The organism is Mycobacterium sp. H4Y (assembly GCF_000364405.1).
Taxonomy (GTDB): Bacteria; Actinomycetota; Actinomycetes; order Mycobacteriales; family Mycobacteriaceae; genus Mycobacterium; species Mycobacterium intracellulare.
In genome coordinates, this window is sequence record NZ_AKIG01000001.1 from 1,045,912 (window position 1) to 1,071,537 (window position 25,626).

The following is a 25,626-nucleotide window of genomic DNA, read 5'->3' on the forward strand; positions in this document are numbered from 1 at the left end:
GGCCCGTTCGGTCAGGCGTCGATCATCGCGGCGATCGTGTCGACGACGCACGCCGGGCGATCGCTGCCCTCCACTTCGACGGTGACGCGAACCGTGGCCCGGCCGCCTTTGTCGTTGCGCTCAACCTTGAGCAGTTCGGCGCCAGCCCTGATGCGGGAATCGACCGGTACCGGGGCGGGGAAGCGCAGCTTGTCGCTTCCGTAATTGACTTGCATCGCCAAGCCGGTTACCCGGTAGATCTGTTGCACGAGAATGGGTACCAGCGACAAGGTCAGATAGCCGTGGGCGATGGTCTTGCCGTAGGGACCGGCGGCCGCCTTCTCAGGGTCGACATGGATCCATTGATGGTCACCGGTCGCCTCGGCGAACAAGTCGATTTCCTTCTGCGTGACCTGGCGCCAGTCGCTGAAACCAAGGTGCTCGCCGACGTGAGCCTCGAAGTCGGCGATTCCGTCGTAAACCTTCGGGGATGTGCGCGCCCGGGTCATGCCGGAACCTTGAGCCCCAACTGCTCGATAGCGTTGCCTCCCATGATCTTCGCCTTGGCGGCCTCGGAGACACCGTCGAGCCGGTCGACAAAGCTCAGCGGATCACCGATGCCCTCGGGGTGCGGGAAATCGGAGCCGAACATCACGTGATCCTCGCCCATGATGTCGATAATCCCCTTGAGGTCGTCCTCGAGGAACGGATGGATGTAGATGTTTCGCTTGAACACCTCGACCGGGTGCTCGTCGAACTCCTTGGGCATGATCTTGTACGCGGTGTTGAGCTGCTCGAGCAGATTGCGGACCCACCCGCTGCCGTTCTCGACGCAGAAGATCTTCAGATCGGGGAAGCGCGACAACGCGCCGTGGCAGATCATCGCGGCCAGGGTGTCCTCGATGGCGCGGTGGCCCATCACGACTTCGCGTAACGCGCTCGGCTTGAAGGACAGATACTCGTCGCCGCCTTCCCACTCCATGAGGTGTTTTTGGTAGCCGCTGTCCGAGGCGTGCATGGTGACCGGCATGCCGGCGTTGACGACCTCTTCCCAGAACGGGTCGAACTCGGGGAGGCCCATGGAGCGCGAACCGCCGAACCGGCTGGGCACGGGTGCGGGCCGCACCAGGAATGTCTTCATGCCGCGCTCGAGGCCCCAGTGGAATTCCTTGATGGCTTCGTCCACCAGGGGCAGGCAGATCACGGGGGTGGCGAAGATCCGGTCGTGGTAGTTGAACGTCCAGTGCTCGTGCATCCACTCGTTGAGCGCATGAATGATCGCGTGCGTGAGGATGACGTCGTCGGTCGTGCGTTCCTCGATGAGACTGGCGAGCGTCGGATACATGACGCACTGATCGATGCCGAGTTCGTCCATCAGTTCCAGTCGCGGCGCGGGTGACTGGTATGCCGGGATGACATCCATTGCCTCGCCGATGAATTCGCGGAAGTTGAGGCCTTCGGGATTGTTGCCCAGGAAATAGTCCTCCGCGCTGCCCGGCCTGGCGACTCGCTCGAACGTCGGGTTGGGGATCATGTGGCTGATGTGGTCCTTGACGACGAGTTTGGGTCGGCCGTTGACCTCGACGTAGCCGACCTTTCCGCGGTGCTCCTTCGGCAGGTACTTGGTGAGCGCGTCCGTCGTCTCGTACATGTGGTTGTCGATGTCGAAAACCGGGTACGGCAGAGACCGGGGTGACATGAGGCTATCCCTCCTCCGAGCAGCGAATATGATCGTTTACGATAAGTGAGAACGACGTTATCACTTTGGCTTTTCAACATCCAGACGGGGTCAGGACGCCGGGATCCCTTTCCACGCGTCAATCACGGCATCGGTGGTGGTCACCGTGGCGAGCAGGGACAGCGTGTTATCGATGATGGACTCGGCGTACTCCCGTGGATACCCGCTCACCGCGTCACGCGGCAACACGAACTGATAGCTGCGGTTCACCGCGTCCATCGCGAAGTTCTGGATGGCGATGTTGACCGAAACGCCCACTCCCACAATGGTCTTGATGTTCATGTTCCGCAGCACCGAGTCAAGATCGGTACCCGTCATCGGTCCGACGCCGTGGGTGCGGGTCAGCACGAGGTCGCTGGGTACCGGACCGAGTTCGGGCAGGACCGATGCGCCGGGGCTGCCGGGAGTCAGGTCGGCGGCGAACGATTTTCCGGCCATGAACAGCCGGGCATTGCTGTTCGATCCCCGGTTGTCCGGGCGCTTCTCGATCAGGCAGTGCACGACCGCGACACCGGCCGCCCTGGCGGCGCCGAGCAGCCTGGCGATGTTGGGAATGGCTTCGCGCCGGGCCTCTTCGGCGAGCAATGGCAGGCCGGCCTGCGGCCCGATCACCCCGCCCTGGCACTCCTGGGTCACCAGCGCGGTGGTTGCGGGATCGAGCATGGCTTGAAGGCTGGGTTGTGGCATGAGAATAGACGTTATCGTGTGCTGGAACTCAATTTCCACGAGGAGGACCGATGGAGGCTTGGGAGCTTGAAGTGCGGGAGTCGGTACGGCAGACGTTGGCCGACTACACCGCCGCCACCGATCGATTCGATCTTCGTGCGCTGGCGGCGTGTTTCTGCGACGAGGGAGTGCTGGAATTCACCGGCGGTGCCGAGCGCTTGACGGGGCCCGCGCAAATCGAGGCCGGCCTCGGCGCCGCGGTGACCCGGCCTTCGACACCGGGCCAGCCGGCACGGCGCGCTCCGACCCACGTCCGCCACCATGTCTCCAGCATTCGGTTCGGGTCGGTGGCAAACACCAGGGTCGAGGTCAGCAGTTACTTCGCGGTCCACACCGACATCGGACTCGACCACTGGGGCCGCTACCGCGACGTTCTTGTGCCCCTGAATGGTCGGTGGCTGTTCGCCCATCGCCGGATCAGTGTGGACGCGTTCGCGGCCGACAGCCTGATGGCCTAAGGGTCATGCCGTGATGAACTCCTTGGCGAAAGCGCGCGAACGTTCGATGAGTTCGCTCCGGTCGGAGCCGGACGGGGCGATGGTCAACCAGGTGACCCCGGCGGCAGCGAGCCGCGCGATGATGGCGTGACGTTCGTCGGCCGATCTGCTGTCCTCCAAGAGGTTTCCCGCGGAGAAGCAGATGTCCAGCGGTGCGGTGCGGCCGATTTGGGCCGCGTACTGCTTGGCCCAGCCGATCGCGACCTCCAAATCCTCGATGGTCGAGATCTCCGCGGTGCGCGATGCGGCGGCGTAGCCGAACGTGTTGAACGGCGCCCACCCCTGAGCGCGCGATACCGCCCGGCGCACGGCCGGCTTGCTGTTGCCGCCGACCCATACCGGTGGGGGAGTCGTCGGCAGCGGGCGCAGCCGAACACCGCGGGCGGCGAATGACGTCCCCTGGTAGGCGATGTCCTCACCGGTGAGCACCTTGTCCAGCACGTCCAGCGCCTCGTCGAGCAGAGCGCCGCGGTTGTCGAAATCGATTCCGAGCGCCTTGAATTCGGGTTTGAGATATCCGGCGGCAGTTCCGAGGATGAGGCGCCCGTTGGACAACGCCGCGAGGCTCTGGATCGATTTGGCGCCGAGAAACGGATTGCGGTAAGCGGCGATGTAGACATTGGTCAACAGCTTGACGTCGGTCGTTGCGGCGGCCGCGAAAGCCAACGCGACGAACGGATCAAGGGCGTGGTGGCCGCCGTGGTCGAGCCACTTCGCATCGGGTGCGGGGTGATCGGTGACGTGGACGGCTGCGAACCCGCTCTCCTCGGCCACTCGCGCGATTTCGGCGATCGCTTCAGCGGTTACGAACTCATCGACCGTTTCGACACGATGAGTCGGCAGTTCGAGGGAAAAGGAGACGGTCACGAGGATCCTTTCATTCAGAGACGAGCGTGGCCAGGCGCTGCGCGTGGTAGTCCGGGTCGCCGAAGATCAGCTGACTGGCCTTGGCGCGCCGGACGTACAAATGGGCGTCGTGTTCCCAGGTGAAGCCGATTCCGCCGTGGATGCGCATGTTGTCGAGCGCAACCTGCAGGAAGGCTTCCGAACACACCATCTTCGCGACCGACGCGGCGGTCGGGAGATCATCGGTGCCGGCCACTGCGGCCGCATGCGATTGGGCCGATCGCGCGCCCTCCACCTGAACCAACATGTCCGCGCACCGGTGCTTCACCGCTTGGAAACTACCGATCGGCCGACCGAACTGAATTCGATTCTTGGCGTAGTCGACGGCCATATCGAGGCACCGTTGCGCCGCGCCGACCTGTTCGGCCGTCAGCGCGACGAGCGCGAGGTCCGATGTGCGGGCAAGGAAGTTCGCGGCACCACCGTCTGTTCCGATCAGCTCCGCCGGTGCGCCGTCGAACTGCACCCGCGCCACCTTGCGGGTGCGGTCGAGTCCGGCCAACGGCGTGCGACAAAGCCCCTCTGGCCCGGCACGTACCGCGAACAACGACACGCCCGCGTCGGTGATGGCCGGCGCCAAGACGACGTCCGCGGTGTGACCGTCGATAACGAGCGGCGCCTCACCACGGATCCGATAACCGGCGCCCCGGCGGTCGGCCCGCAACGTCACGGCATCCGGGTCCCACGCGCCGAGTTGGCCGTTGAGGATCAGCGTCGCGGTGGTGGAACCGTCGACGAACCCAGGAACGAACCGCTCCACCGCCGCGTCGTCCTCGCTGGCGAGAATGGCCTGGGTCGCCAGCGCCACGGTGGCGAAGAAGGGGGAGCACACCAGCGCGCGTCCCATTTCCTCGAACACCACCGCAAGTTCGACCACACCGGCACCGGCCCCGCCCCATCGTTCCGGCACGACTATGCCCTGCAGTCCCAACTCGCCCGCCATCTGGCGCCACGACGCCTCGTCGTACCCGATGTCCGTCGCCATCAGCTTGCGAACGGTCTCGCTGGGCGATGTCGCGCTCAAGTAGTCGCGGACGACGCTGCGAAGTTCGTCGACCTCACTTGACGGCACGCCGGGCCTCCCGGTTCGGCCTCACCCGGGCTGCTGCGGGATCTGTGATACGCAACGCGGCAGACCGAACGCTCAGCGGTGCCCACCCGATCATGTTGTCGTACAGCGGTTTTGATGGAGTCATGTCTTCCTTTGCGCGATCGCGGCTGACGCCGGCGTCCCTCACTCGGGCGCCTGGCCATCCCGCGCGAGATGGCCATTGTCGGATCAGGATAGTATGTTTTGTGAAAATAGAGAATAATCATTCTCGCGCTTAAGGAGCGAAGCGGTGACGACGAAACTCGACTACGGCATCTTTGACTGCGACACCCACTGCTACGAGACGCGGGACGCGTTCACCCGTTATCTGCCGGAGGAGTTTCGGGACCGGGCGATCACCACCGTGCGCGGAGCGGACGGCGTCGAGGTGATCCTTGCGGGACATCGGGTCGCCACGTTCAACAGCGAAGGGGGACTGGGCCTCGATGTCGCTTATCGGCCGGGCTCGCTCAAGGAGATGCTCAAGCAGATGGGATCGGGCAACCCCGAGGAGTCCTACGAGCCGCAACCCATGCAACCGGAATTCATCGAGCGCGGTGCACGCCTTGCCGTCATGGCGGAGCAGAACATCGAGCGTATGGTCATCTATCCCAGCGGTATGGCCCTGGCCGCCGAACACTACGTCGACGACACAGCGGCACTGTACGCCAACCTGCGCTCGTTCAACCGATGGTTCGACGAAGAGTGGGGTTTCAACTACGAAGACAAAATTTTCGCCACGGCGCTGATGTCGTTGCGCGACTTGGATTCTGCGATCGCCGAGACGGAGGCCATCATCGCGCAGGGCGCAAAGTTCGTGCTGTTGCCGACCGGGCCGGCTTACGGTCGATCGCCTGGCGACCCGTACTTCGACCCGATTTATGCACGCTTGCAGGAGGCCGGCTGCATCCTGGTGTTCCACATCATGCCGTTCTGGTACTTCAATGCGATCTCGCCCGCCTGGGGACAAAACTCCGACCCGGCTTCTTGGCACATGTCGGCGTGGCAGTGGATGAATGTCTACGGCCAGCGCCCGATCGAGGAGACGTTGTCCGCTCTCATCTTCGACAACCTCTTCGGTCGCTTCCCGGGCCTGAACGTCCTCGTCGCCGAGCACGGGGCGGAATGGGTGCCGTTCTTCGTCAAACACATGGACAAGAGCAGAGGGATGGGCCGCAACGGGCCTTGGATTGGTGGGAAGCTGACGGAGCGGCCTTCGGCGATCTTCCGCCGTCATGTCCGTGTCGTGCCGTACCCCGAGGACGACATCCCAGGAATCGTCGCGGGCTTGGGATACGACGACTGCTTGGTGATGGGCTCGGATTACCCGCACGCCGAAGGCCTGGCCGTGCCGGCCGAATTTGCCAAGCTGCTCGACCCGCTCGACGACGCCACCAAGCGGCGGATCATGCGTGACAACGCCGACCAGTTGCTCTCCCGGAGCTAACCGCCCGATGGCAGACGACGACGTCGACCTCGACCTGCTGCGCGGGTCTGCGCGGGAGTTTTTGGCCGAGCGCGGCGAAAAGGAATCCGTCAAGGACCTTGCCGCGATGGACTGGACCGCGCTGCTCGTCGGTGAGGAGGCGGGTGGCGCAGGCTGGCGTCCCGTCGAAACGTGCGTCATAGCCGAAGAACTCGGACGAGCGAACGACAGGTCGGCATGGTTCGGTACCACAATGTCGGCCGGCGCGCTTGCCTCGGCGCCCGCCGATGTGAGGGAACAGTTGCTCCCCGGTCTGCTCGCCGGCACGACGGTAGCGGGCTTCGCCGCCGCGGACGCCTCCGCACGGATCATTCGCGGCAATGAAGTCGACATCATTGTGCTTCTGGGACGCAACGGAATTCACCTGATTCGTGACCCGGATCCCGCGCGGACGGTGCTGGACGGCGACTTGCTCGACGTCACCAGAACGGTCTGGCGTATCGACCTCACCGACGCGCCCAGCACCCTGATCGGGCCGCCCGGCAGGGCCACAGAGCTGATGGCCGTGGCTCGGCTGCTCGTTTCCGCCGACTCCTTGGGCGCCGCCTCGATGACCCTTGAACGTCTGACGGCATACCTGCGGGAGCGCGTGGCGTTCGGGGCACCGATCGCGAGCTTCCAAGCGATTCAGCACCGGCTCGTCGAGCTGCTGGTCTTCGAGGTCAAAGCCCGGGCCGTCATCATGAAAGCGGCGCGCGCCATCGCCTCCGGCGACGAACGGGCGACCGCCCTGGCGGCGGCCGCGCACGCGTTCGTGGCGGCGAAAGCATCGGCCGCCGTGGACGAATGCATGCAACTGTCGGGCGGCATCGGATTCACTTGGGAGTACCCGCTGCACTACGAACTGCGTCGCGTCTTCACCAACTCTCACCTGATCGGCACGGCGCGGTCGAGTCGCGCGCTGCTGGCGGAGGTGTCCGGCTGGTGAGCGCTTTCGTCGACCGGCCCACCGAGGCGCAGCTGACCGAGTTCAGGCATCGCGTCAGGGCACACATCGCCGAACACGCACCGGCGATCGAGGCGCGCGAAGGCCACCGAGCGCCCGAGACCGCCGAGCAGGAAGCCCTGTTGCGCACGTGGTTCGCCGGCTTGTTCGAGGCGGGGTTTGCCGGTGCGGACTGGCCGGTCGAATACGGCGGTCGCGACGACTACCACCCGCTGCACGACCGCATCGTGAGCGAGGAGATCCTGCGCGCCCGCGCGCCGCGCCCGGTGGACCAGGTGAACCTGGCCGCCCATGTCCTTCTGCACTTCGGATCCGACGAGCAGAAACGAATGCTGCTGCCATCGATTCGGCGCAGCGAACATGTCTGGTGCCAGTTGCTCAGCGAGCCCGAGGCCGGCAGCGACATCGCCGGAGTGCGCAGCCGCGGTACGCGGCAAGGCGACGGCAGCTGGCGCCTCGACGGGCAGAAGACCTGGATCACCGACGGCCACTGGGCCGACATGGGCCTCGCTCTGATGCGCACCGACCCGGCGTCGTCGCGCCACCACGGCCTGTCGGTCTTCGCCGTGCCGCTCTCGGCAGACGGCGTCGAGGTTCGTCCGATCCGCACGATCGGTGATGCGATCGAGGTCAATGAGGTCTTCCTTACCGGAGTCCGCGTCGGTGCCGAGAGCCTGATCGGCGCGGCGGGCGACGGCTGGTCGATCATCATGGCGGGCCTGGACTTTGAACGATTCGGCATCGGTGGAAACGTCGTTCTGCTGGAACTGCTGATCGATGATCTGGTCGTCGTGGCCCGCCACGCGCAGGTCGACGGCGCACCCGCGCTGGAGTCCGCCGACATACGCCAGAAGGTCGCCGAGTTGGCCATGGAGGTCGAAGTGGCCAAGGCGTTCATCGACGATCACGTGGAGCGGCTGACATCGGGCGACGAACAACCGGGTGACGGCTCGATCGCGAAGTTGAGCTTCGCCGAGACATACCACCGAGTAGCGGCCTACGGCGCGGAATTGGCGGCGTCGACGGCGGTCGTCGGCGGCGAAATCCATGAACTGGGGCAGGCCAAACAACGGTTGCGCGAATGCTGGCTGTGGTCGCGCGCCTACACGATATCCGGTGGCAGCTCGGAGATGATGCGCAACATTCTTGCCAAGCGCCGACTGCACCTGCCGAGCCGATGACCTCACGTCCTGCGGCGCAGACCTACTGGTCCCTGGTGGAGACCGCCGCGCGGGCGCACCCCGACTGGGTCGTCCTCGCGGACGACTATGGGCGCAGCCTGTCGTGCGCGCAGCTGCGGGACTCCGCACTGACTTGTGCGGCGGCGCTGGCGCAGCGGGGGATCGGTGCGGGCACGGTGGTGTCCTGGCAACTGCCGACCACGCTGGAGACGATGGTCGTCATGACGGCGCTGGCGCGCCTCGGTGCGGTGCAGAACCCGGTGCTGCCGATATGGCGCGAAAGCGAACTGCGGTTTGTGACAGCACAACTCGGGACCGAAGTCATCATCGTCCCGGGATTGTGGCGCGACTTCGACCACACCGCGCTCGCGTATCAGCTCGCCCGTGAACGTGCCGGTGAGCGGCACATGACCGTCGTGGTCGTCGACCACGACGCACCCGTCACCGGCGGACTTCGGCTGCCTGTGGGGGAACCAAAAGAGCTGCCTCCACCGCCGCGCGGCGGCGAGGAACCGCGGTGGATCTACTATTCGTCGGGCACGACGGCGGCACCGAAAGGAGCGCGGCACTGCGACCGGTCGGTCATCGCCGGTTCGGCAGGGGTCATCGGGATCGTCGGGGCGTCCAGTCGCGACGTCAACCCGATCGCGTTTCCGGTTTCGCACATCGGAGGCGCCGCGATGCTCGCCGCGGCCCTGCTCACCGGGATGAAGCTGGTGCTGTTCGACGCCTTCGACCCCGTCGAGACCCCCGTCGCCATCGCGGCGCACCGCCCGACTCTGCTGGGCAGCGCGACGCCCTTCTTCGTCGCCTTCATGGCGGCGCAGGCGAAGCATGGTGACGAACCGCTCTACCCCGATCTGCGGGGCTGCGTCGGAGGGGGTGCGCCAATCACCGCCGAGCTCGGTCACCAAGTGCGACAAACGCTTTCGGTCGACGGCGTGGCCAATGCGTGGGGCTTGACCGAATTTCCGGTCGCCACCTCTCAGGCGCCGAACGGTCCGGCGGAGCTGCTGGATCACACCGTCGGCAAACCGGTGCCCGGCGTTGCGGTACGGGTCGTCGACGAAGCTGGACAGCAGGTGTCGCGTGGCACGGAGGGGGAGTTGCAGCTCAAGGGGCCGCAGTGCTTCCTCGGCTACGTCGACGCAACTCTGGATGCCCACGCGTTCGACGCCGAAGGATGGTTTCGCACAGGAGATCTGGGCCGCATCGACGACGACGGCAACGTCGTCGTCACCGGCCGGATCAAGGATGCGATCATCCGCAATGCGGAGAACATCTCGGCCTTGGAGGTCGAGGGTGTCCTGGCCAGCCACCCGGCGGTGGCCGACGTGGCCGTCATCGGGGTGCCGGATGAGCGGACCGGCGAGCGTGTTTGCGCTGTCGTCGTCGCGCGCCCGGGTGTGGCGGTGACGCTTTCGTCGGTCTTCGAACACTGTCAAGCGCGGGGACTGAGCAAGCACAAAACGCCCGAACGACTCGAAATCGTGGATGCGCTGCCCCGGAATAGCACCGGCAAGGTCCTCAAGACCGAGCTGCGGGCGCGGTTCGGCTGAAGCACTTCATCGGGCCCGCTAGACGCCGATGAGCTCCTTGAGGTTGCCGCCCATCACTCGTGCCCTGGTGTCCTCCGGAAGACCCTCGAGCTCCTTGACGAAATCCGCGGGCTCGGCCAGCCCCTCGGGGTGCGGGTAGTCCGAGCCGAACATCACCCGATCCGCACCCAGGATGTCGACGAGGTGCGACATGTCCTCCTCGTGGAACGGATTGATCCACACGTGTCTGCGGAAGACATCGCAGGGATGCTCGCTGAAGTCGTATGGCCTCTTGCGGTATACGCGGTCGAACACGTCCAACAGGCGGTGTGCCCACGAGCCGCCGTTCTCGACCACGCCGATGCGTACCCCGGGGAAGCGCTCGAACACCCCGTGCGCGATGAACGCCGCAAGAGTGTCGAAGATGTTTCGGCTCTCCTCGTAGATGAAACCCCGCAGCTTGCTCAGCGCGAATCCGTTGAACTCCGTAGCTTCCTCCCAGTCGTCGACGTAGCGCTCATAGCCGGAGTCCGAGTTGTGCATCTGCACCGAGATACCCGAATTCTCGACCAGTCGCCAGAAATCGTCGAACTCCGGCAGCGCCGGTGACCGCGACGTGCCGTCCTCGCGCGGAACGGGTGCCGGCCGGATCAATACCGTCCGGGCGCCATTGTTCAGGCACCATTCGAGTTCCTGCACGCCCAGCGCGGGATCGTTCAGCGAGATCGCAGGAACGGGGAAGATCCGGTCCTGGTAGTTGAACGTCCAGTCATCAAGCAGCCAGCGGTTGAACGCATGCGTGACCGCGTGGGTGAGCTCGGTGTCGGATTTGGTCCTTTCTTCGAGCATGCCCGCTGTCGTCGGGAACATCACGGCGCCGTAGACGCCCTGCCGGTCCATCAGCGCCAGGCGTAGGTCGGGCCGCCTGAACTCATCGGGGCAGCGGATCGGTTCGGCGAGCTCCCGCAACGTCTTGCCCTCTGGGTTTATGCCCCGGAAGTAATCGGACCAGGCGCCCGGGGTGGGAATCACCTCGTATGTCGGGTTGGGGATGCACTCCGTGACCGTGCCCAAGATCTGCAACTTCTTGCGCCCGTTGACGTCGATGAACTTCAGCGCCTCGGAGTATTTCTCCGGCAGATACCTCGTGTAGGCGTCGATGGTCTCGTACATGTGGTTGTCGGCGTCCCAGACCTCGAACGCTTTGTCGTCGCTCACCAGCACCTCCAGCAGGCGTGAGAATAGTGATTCTCAATCATAGCGAACGTTGGTATCTGTAGCGAAGGGGCTCAGAGATTCGTGAAATGGCCGCCATCGACTCCGAGGGTTTGCCCGGTGACGTAGCGAGCGGCGGGACCGATAAGGTATGCCACGGCTGAGCCGATATCGCTTTCGGGGTCTCCGATGCGTCCCAGCGGGATTCGGCGTGCCAGCCTTTCCTCCATCGCCGGATCGGCGCTTATCGCCAAGGTCATCGCGGGTGAATATGCCAGCGGTGAAACAACATTCACCGTGATGCCGTGAGGGGCCCATTCCCGCGCGAGGCTCTTGGCGAAACCGCGCAACGCGCCCTTCATGGTTGCGTAGAGCGGCAGGGTCGCGCTGCCTTCGATGCCGGCGGGTGAGGTCATGACGAGGAAGGTGCCGCCCCTCTTCCTCAAGGCGGGAAATGCTGAAACGGCGCAGAAGTGCGCTCCACGAAGTGACACCGAGTAGTGGTCGCCCCAAACGGAACGATCTACATCAGCCAGTTGGTGCGGCTGGCTCGAGGCGTTGCTCGTGGCGTTGTGCACCACGGCATCGAGCCGCCCGGTGGTCGCCAGGGACAGCTCTATCGCGCCCGTCACTGCGTCACCGTCGGTCACATCGCATCGCGCCCACGTCGCATTCTGGCCCCGCGCGGTGATTTCCTCGGCGACGGCCAACCCCGTCTCGGACCGGGTGGCGACGACGACGTGCGCCCCCGCCGAGGCGAGAGCCATCGCGATGCCACGACCAACGCCGGCGCCCGAACCCGTCACCAGCGCGGTGAGACCGTGCAGGCTCATGGCAGCATCACCGCCCCTCCGTCGGCGACGATCGTCTCGCCGACGAGGTGATCGATATCCGGCCGCAAGAGGAATTTCACGGCCTCGACGACGGTGTGGAGAAGCGTCGAATCGTCGTGGACCACAGCCGCGGTGAGGTGCGCGGTAAACGAGTCCATCTCGGGCGCGAACAGTCGCAGAGGGGCCGCGACCAGGTTGACGGACACGCCTTCGGGCTGCCATTGCCGCGCCGCGGATTTCGCCATCGCGCGGATGCCTTCCACCGCGGTGGTGTACGCCACCAGTTGGGCCGCACCCGCCATGCCGATTGTCGGCACGACAACGACGATTCGTCCCCCGTGCGGTGCTAACGCGGACCGTGCCCGCTGGAGCGCAGCGAGCGCGGACCACATCATCCCGTCGACGATGTGATCCCACTCCTCGCCACTGAGGCCGACCGCGTCGGACGGCCGCGGGGTCGCATCGGTACCGACGACTACGACCGCTCCGGTGATGCCCGATGCCAGTCCACGCCCGGGTGCCGCGACGATGCCATCGAGTCCGTCTGCCAGCTCGCGCGCCAGGCCGTCGGCCGCGCCCAAGACGACCGTGGGCGACGCCACGTCATCGACTCGGCTGGCGCGCTAGGCGGTCATCGTGAATTTTCACCAACTCCCTGAACCCGATACGCACGTACCGGGGCTTCGGTTGGATGCCCCAGTCGTCGCGGGCGGTGTGCTGGCCGGCCGCTTCGGGTGCTCCCCCGAACGGGGGCCCGCCGAGTGGATAGGGCTGTTGGCATTGGAGACTCTCGTCGGAGAAGCGCACCTTCATGAGCTCACTGCAGATCTCGGTCAGCGATAGGGTTGGCCAGCCGTACCAGACCGCCATCACAGGTACGGTCAACGAGCCCTCGATGACCAACCCGAACAGGCAGACGTACAGCCCGCGTTTGAGCCATTTGTGCATTCGCGCCCACGTCGGGGTGGTTCCGACCGGCAACGGCTCGACCGAATCCTCGGTCTCCACAGTGGAATTAGACACGGCGGTCCCTCCTTCGGTGCTAGTCGGAAAAGATCTCTCGGTTGACGGTGTGCAGGTACGGGATCGCGAGGAACGGCGTCACGTAGAAGATGTTGAATGCCCACCACCCGAGGACCGGTAGCCCGACTGCCGTATAGCGGACGTCGGCGTACATCGTCATATTGAAGATGTAGCCGGTCCACACGATCACTCCGAACCAGCACGTCACGATGGTCCACTGGTGTCCCCAACGTTTCATCTGCAGCAACGCGATCGCGGCCGCGATCCGCATCGGGAACACGATCAGGACGCAGACCATCACCCACGCCTTTTCCCCTGGGGCGCCTGCACCGCCGATCCAGAGTTCGTTGTAATGCCAGAAATAGCCGGCGTCGATCCAGTTGCCCCACGCGGTGAAGACGGTGCGGGTGATCAGGGCGTGGTTGGCGAACAGGTCGAGCGCCCAGCCGATGCTGTTGATCGCACCGTCGAGGATGATGACGTATCCGATGAGCGTGACCATCATTGGCCGAACCGACAACCCGTCGCGCTGCGCCTTTCTCAACAGATAGATGCCTCGGCAAAATAGGGGCAGGCCGACGACTCCGAGGACGAGGGTGCCCATGAGTGCGGTGCCGGCGATGCACCATCGATCCGCGCGCCGTTGCATCTCACGCGTTTGTGCCTCGTGCTCGTCGGTGGCGAGCGATCGGGTTGGACTCGTCATTGATCACCAATCCCTCGTGAGATACATCTGGAGTTGGATCGCGAACATCGCGATCAGCACTCCGTAGATGAAGACCTGGAACGCGATCAATCCACGTTTGCGTCGTCGATCCTGCTCGTCCACTGTGTCTCCTGCGTCTATCAGAAGGTGCCGATGTTGGCCAGCATCCAGTAGAAGAATGCGACAAGCCCGCACATCACTGCCCAGGTCACAGCCAGTCGGACCAGTTCCTGCCACATGAGACCCTCCTACCGAAGCGATGACTTGCCACCAAACGTTAACATCACTCTCACTAATGAGAACAATCGTTTCCGCCGCGGAGGCGTTCAAGAGATAGGGTCACATGTCCGCGAGCGCAGCGAGATCGCGTTTGACCACCTTGCCGACATCGTTGCGGGGCAGCTGTTCGACGAACACGATGCGTACCGGAACCCGGTAGGGCGTCAGACGCTCTCGACACCACGACACGAGGCCGGCGTCGGAGACCGACTCATCGCCTCTGACGACGAACGCCCACGGCACCTCCCCGAGCCGCTCGTCCGGAACGCCGACGACGGCGGCTTCGCGCACTCCGTCGGCGGCCAGAAGGACGTCCTCTACCGTGCCGGGAAACACTTTGAGGCCACCACGATTGATCATGTCCGAGACTCGGCCGTCGAGCCACAGAAAGCCGTCGTCGTCGAACCAGCCGAGGTCGCCGGTGTGGAACCAGCCGTCGTCGGTGAGCCGGTCCAGGAAGGCTGGATCGATCTTCCGGGCGGCCGTCGTGGGCGTGCGGACCATCACCTCGTCGTCGGCGATTGTGACGTCGATGCCGGGCAGCGGCCTGCCGACCGAACCCAGTTTGGTCTCGCCCCACTCCCGGGCGTCGGCGGCCGACCAGCCCACCACCTCACCCCCGAGTTCGGTCTGGCCGTAGGAGTTCAGCACTATCACCCCGAACTTGTCCCGAAACCGGCGCGCCTGCACGGGCGACAGGGGAGCGGTGATCGACCGCACGATCTTCAGTGGCGAGAGGTCGGCCACCGAGTCGTCGTGCAGAACCATGGTCAGCGCCGCGGGCGGCAGCACCGTGGATCGCAGCTGGTGGCGCCGGACCAGCGCGGCGAAATCCGTCGGGGAGAACCGGTCCATCAGCACGACGCCCGAACCGGCCCGGAACGCGAACAGCACCTGGTAGATGCCGGCCCACAGCGACAAGGACAAGGGCACCAGGTTCGGCATGGGGGGCCGCTTCGGTGGGGCCGACGCGTTTTCCAAGCCAGGTTTCGTGCCGCGAAGTTTGGCCAGCAGCCGGTCGATCAGATCGAGCACCGTGCTGTGACGAAGCGGCACCGGCTTCGGCGGTCCCGTGGTGCCGGACGTGAACTGCAGCAGCGCGACGTCGTCGTCGTAGCACGGCTCGTCGGCCGGGTGGCCTGACGACGCGACCCTGGTCCACGACAGCGCCTCGCCGGCGATTACGGGCAGGTGATGAGTCGAGAAACGTTGTGCGAGTGCGGGGGTCGTGATGATGGCAACGGGGCGCAGCGTTTCCAGCTGGGCGAGGATCTCGGGATCGGCCGCCCTGGGGTTCAGGGGTGTGTACACGCCGCCGGCGTGCCACGTGCCGAACAGCGCGGCGATGGTGGTGGCGTCGTTGGGCAGCATCGCGGCGACGACCTGTCCCGTCACCAGCCCGGACTCGGCGAGCAGCTTGCCGAGTTGCTGGGCACTGGCCGACAGCTCGTCACGGGATACCTCGGCGCCGACCGTGTGCACCGCGATGTCGGGCAGACCGTCCAGCAGCGTTGCGAGGTTCACGAATCAGCCTCTAGGGGAGCCCAGTTCGGAGTTCGCTTGTCCGCGAAGGCCAGGGGGCCCTCGTTCTGGTCCGGATGGCCCCACATCGATGTCAGGTGTTTCGCACCTTCGCGGCACGCATCGGTGAGGCCGTATTCGAGCGCGCCCCACAGCGCCCGCTTGGTGGCGCGCATCGCCGCCGGTGAGTTCTTGGCGATCTTCTCGGCGAGCTCCTGGGCGGCGGCACGCAGCTTGGCGGGCGGGTCGATCACCTGGCTGATCATGCCGAGTTCGTACGCGCGCTGGGCACTGAGCCGTTCGTGACTCCCGACGAGCGCCATTCGTAACACGGCTTCGGCGGGCATCTTTCGCATCAGTGCGATGGTCTCCAGCGCGCTGACCTGACCGATGGAGACGTGGGGGTCGACGAAGGTCGCATCCGACGACGCGATGACGATGTCGGCGTCGGCCACCCAGTGCAGTCCGCCGCCCGCGCAGACCCCATTGACGGCAGTGATGACCGGCTTCTCGACATTGCAGTGCCAGGCGCTCAGCTTCAGATCCAGTGTGCGCATGGTCTCCTGGAATTGCTGCACGGCCTCGCCGTCGAGGTCCTCGACATCGGCACCCACCTGAAACGCCCGACCGTTTCCCGTGTGCACGATGACGCGGACGTCCGGATCGGCGTTCAATTCCGCCCATGCCCTGGGGAATTCCTCGCGCATCACGGCGTCGTAGGCATTGAGACGGTCAGGGCGGTCGTTGATGATCCATCCGACGGGACCGCGCCGTTCGACGATGAGTCTGTGGTATGTCATGGAACCTCCGCTACGTCGGGCAGCGGTTGCCACTGCGGCGCACGCTTCTCGCGCCACGCGCGGACACCCTCGGCATGATCGGGGTGATTGCGGAGCCGCCAGATCTCCTCGGCGGCGTCGCTGCGCGCCTGCGTCATGCCGACTTCCAAACTGTGCCAGAGCGCCTTCTTCGTGGTGCGTATCGCGGTCGGCGAATTCGTGGCGATCGCGGCTGCGAGACGTCCCGCCGCCGCGCGGAGCTGATCGGCCGGCACCACCTCGGACACAATGCCCAACTGGTAGGCACGCTGCGCCGAGATGCGTTCACCCTTGCCGCTCAGCGTCATTCGCAGGACGGCCTCCATCGGCGACTTGCGCAACAGCGTGATCGCCTCGTACGCGACGGCCTGCCCGATGGAGACGTGGGGGTCGGTGAAGGACGCCTGCTCGGCGGCGATGACGATGTCGGCGTCTGCGACCAGATGCAGGCCCCCTCCCGCGCACACCCCGTTGACCGCGGCGATCACCGGTTTCCACACGTCGCAGTGCCAGGACGAGATCTTCAGCTCGGCATCCCTGGTTCGGCGGGAGTGTCGTCGCATGGCCGCCTTGTCCCGCGCGACCTGGACCACGTCCATCCCGGTGCAGAACGCCCTGCCGTTGGCGGCGTTGACGATCACCTTGACGTCCGGATCGGTATCGAGGTCGGCCCAGGCGGCCTCGAGCTCGTCGAGCATCAGCGCGTCGAAGGCGTTGCCCGCCTCGGGCCTGTCGAGGATCAACCATCCGATCCCGTCGGCCTTGGACACGATCAAGCGTTCATAGGCGCTCACGAACGGGGAATGTCCTTCCAGGGCTTGCCCTTCCAGGGGTCCGGCTCCTTCGGCAAGCCGAGCACGCGTTCGCCGAGGATGTTCTTGTTGATGTCGGTGGTGCCGCCCTCGGTGCCGTTGGCGAGGCTGCGCATCATGCCCTGCACATCCCGCGGCAGAGCGTCCGGATCGTCGTGGGCGGGCCAGGCGATCGCATCCGTGCCCAGCAGATCGACCATGAGGTCCTGGATCTGCTGATTGATGGTGGCCTGGTGCACCTTGCCGATCGACGAGGCCGCGCCGGGGGACTGGCCGGCCGAAAGCGCGGCGCGCACGCGCTCATTGGTCCAGCCGCGTACCCGCTCTTGCGCCCACAAGCGCATCACCTTGTTCCTGATCACGGGATCTGCCCAGCGTCCGGTCTCCCTGGCGAGGATGATCAGCCGTTCGGCGCTCGACCCGCCGAGGCGGCCCATCCCACCCGAGCTCGAACCCGACACCATCTGTCGCTCGCTGGACAGCGTCGACGCACTCACGCGCCAGCCGTCGTTGACGGCTCCGACGCGGTGGACGTCGGGCACCCGCGCTCCGTCGAGGAAGACCTCGTTGAATTCGGCCTCGCCGGTGATCTGGCGAAGCGGTCGCACCTCGACGCCCGGCTGGTGCATGTCGAGCAGGAAGTACGTGATGCCCTTGTGCTTGGGCTGTTCGGGATCCGTCCGCGCCAACAGGATCGCGAAATCCGCCTCGTCGGCCCACGTGGTCCACACCTTCTGACCGGAGATCACCCAGGAATCACCGTCGCGCACTGCGCGGGTGGCCAACGACGCGAGGTCGGAGCCAGCGCCAGGCTCGCTGAAGAGCTGGCACCACTTCTCCTCGTTGCGCACGATCGGCGGCAGGAAGCGCAGCCGCTGATCCTCGGTACCGTGGCTGAACAATGCTGCCGCCGCATTGTTGAGCCCCAAGGGATTCAGACGCGTCAGGCGAAGCGGGCGGAGCACCTCGTCGATCGCGCGCGCGACTTCGTTGCCAACACCCAGGCCGCCGTGTTCACGCGCCCACGTGGGTACGACTAGGCCGGATTCGGCGAAGGTCGGATACCACTGTTGGTAATCGGCGGGGCTGCGGACCGCCCGCAGGGTCGCAGGGTCCTTGGCCGCGGCCGAGCGCCAGGCGGCCGGAACCTCGGCCTCGGTCCACTGCCGCACCGCCGCCACCGCATCGTCGACCGGCGTGTCAGGGTCGATCGCTAGTTGCGTCATGATCTCAACCTCTTCAGCGGCCCTTGAATGCTGCGCCGCGTTTGTCGCGGAAGGCCGCCAAGCCTTCCTTGAAATCTTCACTGCGACTCGACAATTCGAGTGCCAATGCCTCGTTTTGGAGATGGCGGTCAAGGTCGAGGCCGTTGGCGCTGTGCAGCAACCACTTGGTGAGTCCGAGCGAAACCGTGGGCGCTTCACCCAGTTCTTTGACGAGTTGTTCGGCCACCGAGGGCAATTCGTCGGATGCGCAGGCGCCGTGGATGATGCCCCACTCGGCGGCGCACGTTCCTCCGATTTCCCGGCCGAGCATCAGCAGCTGTCGGGTGCGTACCAATCCGATGAGCCGTGGCAGCAACCAGGCTGCGCCGCTGTCGGGGGTGAAGCCGCGCGCCATGAACGGCTCCCAGAACCGGGCGTCGTCGGCGGCGACGCAGAAGTCCGATGCCAGCGCGATGTGGAACCCCAGGCCGATCGCCCAACCTCGGACCACGGCGACAATGGGCACCTGCGTCTGAAGCATCAACGGAATCAGCCGATTTGCCTTGTTCGGTAGGCGGCGCTGCGTGCTGCCCACGCGTGGTTTCCGTTCGGATTTTGCGTTGTTGGCGATCAGGTCCGCGCCCGCGCAGAAATCCGGTCCGGTGGCGTCGATCCTGATGACCCGCACCGATTCGTCGGTGCCGGCATCGACCAGATGACCGATCATCGCGTCCAGCATCGCGTCGTCGACGGCATTACGGCGTTCGGCGCGGTCGAGGGTCAGCCGCAGGGTCGGGCCCTGCTGTTCGGCCAGAAGGCCGGGAACACTGCGGTAACTCATGTGCTCAGCGCTCGGCGAACTGTTCCGTTACGGCGGTCAGCAATTCGCCGAGGTTCGTCGCGCCGCCCGGCGGGTCGGGCAGGCGCACGGGCCCTCGGTCGCGGCTGGGCAGCAGGACGGTCGCGTGTCCCGGCGCGGTGATCTGGCCGCGGTGGTTGGTCGCCGCGAGTTCGAGGTCGACGGCGGGGCGTTCACCGTCGGCGAGGTACTTGCGGACGACGGTACCGGTGACGGTGTGGACGTCGCCGACGTAATTGAACAGACGAAACTCGCAATCGAGCTTCCACAGCCAGGCGTCATCACCCATCCAGTCCGTGCACAAGTGGATCAACCACGTCTCGCGCATGCGCCCGTAGTCGAACGTGGTGGGATTGCCCGCGTTGCGCGCGGCGTCGGGCTCCCAGTGCACGCGTTGCTGGGCATCGGGGACGCCGTGCTCGTTGGGCGTGTAGAAGCGGGGGATGCGCTGCCGGTTCCGCCACGCCAGTCTCAACGGACGCACACCGTACATGCCCATACCCATGCCGACGTGCCAGCAGACCATGTCGGTGACCGTCAGCGGACCCTTTGTCAGCGACCCCAAATCGTCGCCTTCGTCGACGTCTTCCCACCACCGCGGCTCGGCGCCGCGCGGGCGTTCGCGCCCGTAGCGTTCGTCGAGCTCGGCTATCTCGTCAGCGGTCCACGTCTTGAGTTGGACGGCTTCGTATTTCTTTCGGCCGCGCGCCTTGTTGCGCTCGGTGCGAATCATGTTGCGGTACTGGCCGCCCAAGATCGTACCCTCGTCGTCGCGGAACACCTGGGCGGACCATTCGTGGATGGCGCGGCCGGCAAACTCACTGCTCTTGTCGAGCGCGGCCACCAGGGCATTGCGCCTGAAGACGCGGTGGTTGGCGCGCAGCGGCGCCCACCATTCCCGAGCAGATGAGGCGTAGAAGGCATGCACCCCGCGCAGTGGATCGCCCTTGGTCAGTGCGCGGTCCTCGTCCGAGAGTGTCGTGACTTCGTCCTCCCCGATCAGCGTGTCGCCGCCGACGAGGGCGGGTGGGGCCACAGACTCTCCCCATACAGACTTCGCGGCGTAGTCGGGATCGGCCCACAGCGGGTTGGCGTCACCGTAGCTTTCGGCGACGTGACGAAACGTGTCCTCGTTGGGGCGGTAGTAGTGCGGCGGCTGCGTGTGCGGGACGGCAATGCCGATGGTAGCCCGCAACCTGGCCAATCCCTCGTCGGTGATCCGCCCCGTCTGCCCCATCGGATTGCCTCCTCGTTGTGGCGGCCCGTGTCGTCGCCCGGACAAGGTGGAAATTAAGATACCCGAAAAACGGAAACGCCGTTAACGCAGGGGTGAACGAGATGTCAGAAGAAGCGTCCGGAATCGTGTGTGCGATCGGCGCCGATGGCGTCGCGCGGGTGACAATAGATCGCCCGGAAACAGGAAACTCGTTGTCTCCGTTGGCGCGTGACGCACTGACCGAAGCCTTCGTACGGGCCAATGACAACCCCGCCGTCCGCGCGGTGCTGTTGAGCGCCAGCGGCACCCGGCACTTCTGCGCCGGGGCCGGCCTCGCACCGCAACCGGCGGGCGCCGGGGCCGCCGTCGAGCCGGTGCAAAAACGTCCGGGTGACATCGCGCGGATGCTTCAGCAGGGCTGGCAGCGGCTGGTCGCGTCCATTCTCGACTGCGACAAGCCGGTGATCGCGGCGGTCAAGGGCACGGCCGCCGGGGCGGGCGCGAGCCTGGTTCTGGCTTGCGATCTCGTCGTGATGTCAACGGAGGCAAAGCTTGTCGAGGCGTTTGTGCATCGCGGAATCCTGCCGGATTCCGGCGCCATCCACCTCCTGACGAGGATCGTCGGCCTGCGCAAGGCGACCGAATTACTGATGCTCGGTGAGCCGGTCGACGCGGCCGCCTGCGAAAGGCTGGGACTGGCCAATCGCGTGACCGCGCCGGACGACACCGACGCGGTCGCCGAGGAACTCGCCGGACGGTTGGCCGCGGGCCCGACGGTGATGCTGACGCTGACCAAGCGGCTGCTGTCGGTGTCGTCGGAGTCGGATCGGCACCGCGCATTCGAGCAGGAGGCCTGGGCGCAGGAGGTGGTGTCGCGCACGGCGGACCTGCAAGAAGGCCTGGCGTCGTTCGCCGAGCGCCGGAAGCCCAAGTTCCTCGGCCGCTGACCTTCCGCGTCAGCCCGCGATGGGTCCGCCCCGAATGGTGAACGTGGCGCTGTCGTCGATCTCGTCGATAGACGACGCCACCGACTCCGCGGTCAGCGCCGTGTCCTCGATTCCCTTGGTGACTCCGATGAACACCCGTGACACTTTGCCCGCGCCCACCGAGTAGATGTGCGCGGTGCGGTCGCAGGACCGATGACACAGATAGACCACGACGGGGGTGACGAGCTCGGGATGCATGGCCTTGCCGGCGTCGCCCATGATGTTTTCCGTCATTCGGGTCCGCGCTATGGGGGCGATGGCGTTGACGGCAATGCCGTTGCGGGCGCCTTCGATGGCGAGAACGTGCATCATGCCGACCAGGCCCATCTTGGCGGCGCCGTAGTTGGCCTGACCGAAATTTCCGAAAAGGCCGGTGCCCGAAGTCGTCTGAACGATTCGGCCGTAATTCTGCGCCCGCATGATCGGCCACACCGCCCGCGTGACGTTGAATGCGCCGGAAAGGTGCACGGCAATGACGGCGTCGACCTGCTCGGCGGTCATGTTCTTGAACGCCGCGTCGCGCAGAATCCCCGCGTTGTTCACCAGCACATCGACCTGCCCGAAGGCCTCCAGCGCGGCCGCCACGATCGCCGCACCGCCCTCCTCGGTGGCCACCGAGTCGCCGTTGGCGATCGCGGTGCCCCCGGCCGCGGTGATCTCGTCGACCACGGCCTGGGCCGCCGATATCGACGCCCCGTCGCCGTCCACCGAACTGCCCAGGTCGTTGACCACGACCCGGGCGCCGCGGCGGGCGAGCTCGAGTGCATGGCATCGGCCCAGTCCGCCGCCTGCCCCCGTGACGATGGCTACCTGGTTGTCGAAAGTCATTGAATGCATGCGTGAGAGGTTACATTTACCTAACCGAGAACAACCATTTGCATCCGAGGCGCCGGAGGAGGCTCATGACTGGCCCGGCTGAGTTGCTACGACATGCGCGCCGCAGAGCCGAAGAATTGCGGCCCCGCTACCGAGCGGCCGGTTTCTGGACGGCGGAGCCGATCGACCTGGTGGGACCCCCCGCGGCGCGGCACCCTGCCCGGCTTGCCGTCGCGGATCGCGGCGCCGAATTGACCTACGGGGAACTGGACAAGCGCATCGACTCGGCCGCCCGAGCGATGGTCGACGCCGGCCTTGTTCCGGGTGGCGCGATCGTCGTGGTAGTCGGTAACGACGTGGACTCGGTGGTGTCGGTCCACGCGGCGCTGCGGGTGGACGCGGTGGTTCTGCTCGTGCCGCGCAGTGCCGGGGCGACGCAGATCGCCGACATCCTCACCCGCACCGGTGCACGATTCGGCGTAGCGCCGAACTGGGCGACGATCACCGACCCGGAGCTGTCCGGTCGCTGCGATTGGATCGAACTCGGTGACGATGGCCGAACGGGTACCACCCAGGCGCCGCGGTCGGCGCGGTCAGCCGATGAGCCGTGCCTTGTGCTTTACACCTCGGGCACAACCGCGCGGCCCAAGGGCGTGATTCATTCGCTGAGCACGCTGGCCAAGGCTTCGGCGAATTACATTGCGGCGGCGGGCCTGGGTTCCGACGACCGGATCTTCTTGATCAGCCCGCTCGCGTCGGTGACCGGCGTGTTGCAGGCGCTGTTCATCGGTCCGATGCTGGCGGCTCCGGTGATTCTGGAAGATCGCTGGGACCCGGCGGCGACCTGCGACCTCCTGGTCAGCTCGGGTGCGACCTGGTACGGGGGCCCGGACCGGCTGCTGGACCGGATGCTCGACCAGGCCGTGGCGCGCGGCGCCGTCGTCCCATTACGCGCGGTGTACCTGGGCGGCACGATGCTGGACCGGCGGATCGTCGAACGCATCGAAGACGAGTTCGGCATCGTTGTGATGCGCGCCTATGGATCCTCGGAGACCCCGGTCAGCACGTCCGGTCTGCGGACCGAACCCCGAGACATCCGCCATGCCGACGACGGTGTGGCGCTCGGCGACGTCGACGTGCGCGTCGGATCCGAGTCCGAACCCACCGAGTGCTGCATCAAGGGTCCGCACACGTTTCTCGGTTACACCGACGCCGAGGACGACGAATACGCGTTCGAGGGGGAGTGGTTCCGCACCGGTGATGTGGCGGAGGTGGTCGGCGGCCGGGTTCGGATCGTCGGCCGGATCAAGGACATCGTGATTCGTAACGGGCTGAAGATCCCGGCCGCCGAAGTGGAGGAAGCGGTCTCGAGGATCGGTGGGATACGCGAATGCGCCGCTTATTCCGTTTCCGATCCCACCACCGGTGAGCGATTGGCTATGGCGGTCGTGCTCGAACCCGGCGTCGAGATCTCGCTCGCCGAGATCACCCGGACCCTGGGCGCGGAGGGATTGCCGAAATACAAACTGCCCGAAGAACTTGTCTTCTGGGACGAGCCGCTGCCCGTCAACGCCAACGGCAAAGTCGACCGCGCCAAACTCGAAGCGCGGTCGGTCGGGCGGCAGCGGCTGCTCGCCGACCGTCTCGCCACTACCGGATGAGAGATCCCGCCGCCGAACCTAGTCGGCAGCGGGACGGAAGACCGGGACGACGAATCCGTCTTCGTCGTCGCGGAAGGCGATCACCAATTGCATGTCGGCGCGCAAATCTTCGACGCGGCAATTCTCCACGACCGTCATCAGCCGCGGTCCCTCCTCGAGGTCGACCATCGCCAGCACGTACGGCGTGCGCACGTCGAAAGGTGCGGCGTTGTGGTGGATAACGCTCCACGTGTAGAGCCGCGCGCGACCGGTTGCCGGCGCCAACTCGACGTCCTCAGCCCAACAATGCGGGCAGAACGGCCGGGCGTACAACGATTTGCGACCGCAGGACCGGCAGGCATTCACCAACAGCCGGCGGTCCTGCGTGGCTGACCACCACGCCTGACCGTCGGCGTCGATGGTGGGGCGATCAGGAGCCGTCATCGCTACCTCCCGAGAATCATTGTGGCGCTGTGGGTGAAAAAGCCCCCCATCGCGTGGACGCAGGCCAACCTGGCGTCGGCGACCTGACGCGCTCCGCATTCACCGCGCAACTGCCGCACCGCCTCCACCATGAGGAACATTCCTCGCATACCCGGGTGACACGACGCCAGGCCTCCGCCATCGGTGTTGGTCGGCAGCGACCCGCCCGGGCGAAGCGCTCCGGACTCTATGAAGGGGCCGCCTTCTCCCTTGGCGCAGAAGCCGAGGTCCTCCACGGTCAGCAGGACGGTGGACGTGAAGGAGTCGTAGAGCTGACACACGTCGATGTCGGCCGGGCTGACCCCCGCCCGCGCGAACGCGGGTGGCCCCGAGCGCGCCGCCGGCGATGTCGTGAAATCGGGCCATTGGCCCATGCTGACGTGCGACGTCGCGTCCGCCGAGCCAAGAATCCACACCGGATCCTTCGCGCAATCTCTGGCGACGCGCTCGCTGGCGAGCACGACGGCGCCGCCACCGTCGGTGCGCAGGCACACATGCTTGGAGGTGAACGGCTCCGCCAGTAGCGGCGCGGCCGCGACGTCGGCAACGGTGATGCGGTCTCGCTCAAATGCGTTGTCGTTCATGGCCGCCCACTCGTGGGCCGCGACGGCGACTTCGGCCAGTTGGTCGACGGTGGTGCCGAATTGGATCATGTGCCGGCGGGCTGCCATGGCGTACTTGGCGATGAGGGTCGCGCCGTAGGGTGCCTCGTACTGCAGGGCACCGCCGGTTGCCATCACGGCAGCCGACGCGCGCAGCTGTCGCTTGACGTCGGAGCGTGCGGTCGACCCGTAGGTCAACAGAACGACCTCGATTTCGCCGGCCGCGATCGCGGCGGCGGCATGGCCGGCCATCACTTCCCAGGAGGATCCGCCGACATTGGTCGCATCGACCCAGGTAGGACGCAGACCGAGGTACTCGCTGACTTCCACGGGGGGAAGCAACGTTCCGTGCCCGCCGAAACCGTCGATGTCCTCCTTCGTGAGCCCCGCATCGGCGACCGCCCGCCGCGAGGACTGGGCCATCAGCGCCATGGCGGTCTTGTCGGGCACCCGGCCGCAGTCGGACAAGGCTGCGCCGACGATGGCGACGCGGTTCGATGACATAGCTCATGGTTATCACATCGA

The 25,626-nt window shown here is 65.8% G+C and carries 26 protein-coding genes; 7 read left to right on the forward strand and 19 right to left on the reverse strand.

Annotated features, from left to right (window positions below; translation table 11 throughout):
- Positions 1-11: 11 nt before the first annotated feature.
- The 3 genes from W7U_RS04710 to W7U_RS04720 all read right to left on the reverse strand — a co-directional run bounded on the left by W7U_RS04710 (position 12) and on the right by W7U_RS04720 (position 2,380).
- Complete coding sequence (locus tag W7U_RS04710) at positions 12-488, reverse strand: MaoC family dehydratase (protein WP_008255402.1); 477 nt, start codon at positions 486-488, stop codon at positions 12-14.
- On the reverse strand, positions 485-1,678 hold the full coding sequence (locus tag W7U_RS04715; RefSeq protein WP_008255403.1) for an amidohydrolase family protein: 1,194 nt from the start codon (positions 1,676-1,678) through the stop codon (positions 485-487). Before W7U_RS04715 ends, W7U_RS04710 begins: the two co-directional genes overlap by 4 nt.
- A gap of 90 nt (positions 1,679-1,768) precedes the next feature.
- Positions 1,769-2,380, reverse strand: a complete 612-nt coding sequence (locus W7U_RS04720) for an isochorismatase family protein (RefSeq protein WP_009956502.1) — start codon at positions 2,378-2,380, stop codon at positions 1,769-1,771.
- A 74-nt stretch (positions 2,381-2,454) separates the two neighbouring features.
- On the opposite strand from W7U_RS04720, the gene W7U_RS04725 reads away from it, so the two are divergent.
- Positions 2,455-2,901, forward strand: a complete 447-nt coding sequence (locus W7U_RS04725) for a nuclear transport factor 2 family protein (protein WP_008255405.1) — start codon at positions 2,455-2,457, stop codon at positions 2,899-2,901.
- 3 nt (positions 2,902-2,904) lie between these two features.
- On the opposite strand, the gene W7U_RS04730 is transcribed toward W7U_RS04725, so the two are convergent.
- Both W7U_RS04730 and W7U_RS04735 read right to left on the reverse strand, forming a co-directional pair.
- Positions 2,905-3,807, reverse strand: a complete 903-nt coding sequence (locus W7U_RS04730; RefSeq protein ID WP_008255406.1) for a TIGR03619 family F420-dependent LLM class oxidoreductase — start codon at positions 3,805-3,807, stop codon at positions 2,905-2,907.
- Between the two features lie 10 nt (positions 3,808-3,817).
- The gene (locus W7U_RS04735) at positions 3,818-4,918 is read right to left on the reverse strand and encodes an acyl-CoA dehydrogenase family protein (protein WP_008255407.1); all 1,101 of its coding nucleotides are present in this window, start codon (positions 4,916-4,918) and stop codon (positions 3,818-3,820) included.
- Positions 4,919-5,186: 268 nt separating this feature from the next.
- Here W7U_RS04735 and W7U_RS04740 point away from each other — a divergent pair, with 268 nt between their 5' ends.
- The 4 genes from W7U_RS04740 to W7U_RS04755 are packed head-to-tail and all read left to right on the forward strand — an operon-like array spanning position 5,187 to position 10,108.
- Positions 5,187-6,383, forward strand: a complete 1,197-nt coding sequence (locus W7U_RS04740) for an amidohydrolase family protein (protein WP_008255409.1) — start codon at positions 5,187-5,189, stop codon at positions 6,381-6,383.
- 7 nt (positions 6,384-6,390) lie between these two features.
- Positions 6,391-7,350 (forward strand): acyl-CoA dehydrogenase family protein, encoded by a 960-nt coding sequence (locus W7U_RS04745; protein WP_008255411.1) that lies wholly within the window; start codon positions 6,391-6,393, stop codon positions 7,348-7,350.
- The gene (locus tag W7U_RS04750; RefSeq protein WP_008255413.1) at positions 7,347-8,549 is read left to right on the forward strand and encodes an acyl-CoA dehydrogenase family protein; all 1,203 of its coding nucleotides are present in this window, start codon (positions 7,347-7,349) and stop codon (positions 8,547-8,549) included. The genes W7U_RS04745 and W7U_RS04750 overlap by 4 nt, the downstream gene beginning before the upstream one ends.
- On the forward strand, positions 8,546-10,108 hold the full coding sequence (locus W7U_RS04755) for an AMP-binding protein (RefSeq protein ID WP_008255416.1): 1,563 nt from the start codon (positions 8,546-8,548) through the stop codon (positions 10,106-10,108). Before W7U_RS04750 ends, W7U_RS04755 begins: the two co-directional genes overlap by 4 nt.
- 18 nt (positions 10,109-10,126) lie before the next feature.
- On the opposite strand, the gene W7U_RS04760 is transcribed toward W7U_RS04755, so the two are convergent.
- From W7U_RS04760 to W7U_RS04815, 11 genes are all read right to left on the reverse strand, one after another.
- Positions 10,127-11,311 carry an amidohydrolase family protein gene (locus W7U_RS04760; RefSeq protein WP_008255418.1) on the reverse strand — a complete coding sequence of 395 codons (1,185 nt, stop codon included), beginning with the start codon at positions 11,309-11,311 and terminating at the stop codon, positions 10,127-10,129.
- Positions 11,312-11,376: 65 nt separating this feature from the next.
- Positions 11,377-12,135 (reverse strand): SDR family oxidoreductase, encoded by a 759-nt coding sequence (locus W7U_RS04765; protein WP_008255419.1) that lies wholly within the window; start codon positions 12,133-12,135, stop codon positions 11,377-11,379.
- A complete protein-coding gene (locus W7U_RS04770; RefSeq protein WP_008255420.1) occupies positions 12,132-12,737 on the reverse strand; it encodes an SDR family oxidoreductase in 606 nt (201 codons plus the stop codon). Before W7U_RS04770 ends, W7U_RS04765 begins: the two co-directional genes overlap by 4 nt.
- A gap of 1 nt (position 12,738) precedes the next feature.
- Positions 12,739-13,143, reverse strand: coding sequence for a hypothetical protein (locus W7U_RS04775; RefSeq protein ID WP_008255421.1), 405 nt, complete (start codon positions 13,141-13,143; stop codon positions 12,739-12,741).
- Between the two features lie 34 nt (positions 13,144-13,177).
- Positions 13,178-13,864, reverse strand: a complete 687-nt coding sequence (locus W7U_RS04780) for a hypothetical protein (RefSeq protein ID WP_008255422.1) — start codon at positions 13,862-13,864, stop codon at positions 13,178-13,180.
- Between the two features lie 339 nt (positions 13,865-14,203).
- The gene (locus W7U_RS04790; RefSeq protein ID WP_008255426.1) at positions 14,204-15,667 is read right to left on the reverse strand and encodes a class I adenylate-forming enzyme family protein; all 1,464 of its coding nucleotides are present in this window, start codon (positions 15,665-15,667) and stop codon (positions 14,204-14,206) included.
- Entirely contained in the window at positions 15,664-16,464 is an 801-nt protein-coding gene (locus W7U_RS04795; RefSeq protein WP_008255428.1) for an enoyl-CoA hydratase/isomerase family protein, read from the reverse strand. The genes W7U_RS04790 and W7U_RS04795 overlap by 4 nt, the downstream gene beginning before the upstream one ends.
- Positions 16,461-17,276, reverse strand: coding sequence for an enoyl-CoA hydratase/isomerase family protein (locus tag W7U_RS04800; protein ID WP_008255430.1), 816 nt, complete (start codon positions 17,274-17,276; stop codon positions 16,461-16,463). Before W7U_RS04800 ends, W7U_RS04795 begins: the two co-directional genes overlap by 4 nt.
- Positions 17,273-18,520 (reverse strand): acyl-CoA dehydrogenase family protein, encoded by a 1,248-nt coding sequence (locus tag W7U_RS04805; RefSeq protein WP_008255433.1) that lies wholly within the window; start codon positions 18,518-18,520, stop codon positions 17,273-17,275. The genes W7U_RS04800 and W7U_RS04805 overlap by 4 nt, the downstream gene beginning before the upstream one ends.
- Positions 18,521-18,533: 13 nt before the next feature.
- Positions 18,534-19,340 carry an enoyl-CoA hydratase/isomerase family protein gene (locus tag W7U_RS04810; protein WP_008255435.1) on the reverse strand — a complete coding sequence of 269 codons (807 nt, stop codon included), beginning with the start codon at positions 19,338-19,340 and terminating at the stop codon, positions 18,534-18,536.
- Between the two features lie 4 nt (positions 19,341-19,344).
- Positions 19,345-20,595, reverse strand: a complete 1,251-nt coding sequence (locus W7U_RS04815) for a hypothetical protein (RefSeq protein ID WP_008255437.1) — start codon at positions 20,593-20,595, stop codon at positions 19,345-19,347.
- Between the two features lie 92 nt (positions 20,596-20,687).
- Here W7U_RS04815 and W7U_RS04820 point away from each other — a divergent pair, with 92 nt between their 5' ends.
- A complete protein-coding gene (locus W7U_RS04820) occupies positions 20,688-21,521 on the forward strand; it encodes an enoyl-CoA hydratase-related protein (RefSeq protein WP_008255438.1) in 834 nt (277 codons plus the stop codon).
- A gap of 9 nt (positions 21,522-21,530) precedes the next feature.
- On the opposite strand, the gene W7U_RS04825 is transcribed toward W7U_RS04820, so the two are convergent.
- Positions 21,531-22,397 carry an SDR family NAD(P)-dependent oxidoreductase gene (locus tag W7U_RS04825; protein ID WP_020822153.1) on the reverse strand — a complete coding sequence of 289 codons (867 nt, stop codon included), beginning with the start codon at positions 22,395-22,397 and terminating at the stop codon, positions 21,531-21,533.
- A gap of 116 nt (positions 22,398-22,513) precedes the next feature.
- Here W7U_RS04825 and W7U_RS04830 point away from each other — a divergent pair, with 116 nt between their 5' ends.
- Positions 22,514-24,037, forward strand: coding sequence for an AMP-binding protein (locus W7U_RS04830; RefSeq protein ID WP_008255440.1), 1,524 nt, complete (start codon positions 22,514-22,516; stop codon positions 24,035-24,037).
- 18 nt (positions 24,038-24,055) lie between these two features.
- On the opposite strand, the gene W7U_RS04835 is transcribed toward W7U_RS04830, so the two are convergent.
- Positions 24,056-24,460, reverse strand: a complete 405-nt coding sequence (locus W7U_RS04835; protein WP_008255441.1) for an OB-fold domain-containing protein — start codon at positions 24,458-24,460, stop codon at positions 24,056-24,058.
- A gap of 2 nt (positions 24,461-24,462) precedes the next feature.
- Positions 24,463-25,605 (reverse strand): acetyl-CoA acetyltransferase, encoded by a 1,143-nt coding sequence (locus tag W7U_RS04840; RefSeq protein ID WP_008255442.1) that lies wholly within the window; start codon positions 25,603-25,605, stop codon positions 24,463-24,465.
- Between the last annotated feature and the right edge of the window lie 21 nt (positions 25,606-25,626).